The organism is Limimaricola sp. G21655-S1, assembly GCF_027213785.1.
Lineage (GTDB): Bacteria > Pseudomonadota > Alphaproteobacteria > Rhodobacterales > Rhodobacteraceae > Limimaricola.
Genome location: NZ_JAPWGO010000072.1, coordinates 1 through 887, shown reverse-complemented (window position 1 = coordinate 887; position 887 = coordinate 1). Strand labels below are relative to the sequence as shown.

General features: G+C 63.6%; 1 protein-coding gene. It reads right to left on the bottom strand.

The window, feature by feature from the left end; translation table 11 throughout:
- Window positions 1-887 (bottom strand): NAD(P)/FAD-dependent oxidoreductase (locus O4G76_RS19865; RefSeq protein WP_269398886.1); only part of this gene is annotated, 887 nt, incomplete at both ends.

Below are 887 nucleotides of genomic sequence, written 5' to 3'. Positions count from 1 at the left end.
CGCTCGCTGCCGTCCTCGACCAGAACCTTGTAGCCGGAGACGGATTCCGCCTGCTGGCGCGTCGAGAACCAGCCGGGCGTCCGGTCGCACTGCATGCGGAACTTCAACCCCTGCTCCCGGGCCTCGGCCTCGTCGAACCCCACACGAGCAATCGGCGGCAGGGTGAAGGCGACCGAGGGCACGCCCTTGTAGTTCGGTGTGCTGTGATTGCCCTCAAGCAGGTTCGCCGCAACCACCTTTCCATCATGGTTGGACACGGGAGTCAGTGGCGGGCCCATCTGGGCAGTGTCGCCGGCGGCGTAAACGGCCGGGTTCGAGGTGCTTTGCAGGTATTCGTTGAGCGCCAGCTTGCCGTCACGCAGTTCGACGCCAGCCGCTTCAAGATCAAGCGGCGCGAAATCGGGCTTTCGGCCAGCGGCATGCACGACGAGATCCGCATCGAAGGTTCTCGATCCCCCTTCGCCGGTGGCGGTTACGCGAAAGGCATCCTCGGTCGTTTCGACGCGCTCGACCTCGGTGCCGGTATGCAGGGTGACGCCGATCTCTTCATATTTTTCCATCAGCCATCCGACCAGATCCGGATCGAACCCCGTCAGCATCCGATCCCCATGCTGGAGGATCGTCACCTCGGCCCCGGCCCGCGCCGCGATGTGGGAAAATTCCGCCGCGATATAGCCTCCACCAACCAGCACGATGCGGCGCGGCAGGCTTTCCATTTCGAGGAAGCCCTTATTGTCGATTAGATGCTCTTCACCGGGAATCCCCAGCTTCATAGCCTCAGAGCCGGTCGCCAGAACGATGTGCTTGGCTTCCAGGGTCTCGCCATCGACCTCCACCGCATTCGGACCGACAAAGCGGGCCCGCCCGTGGAAGGTCGCGATGCCGCT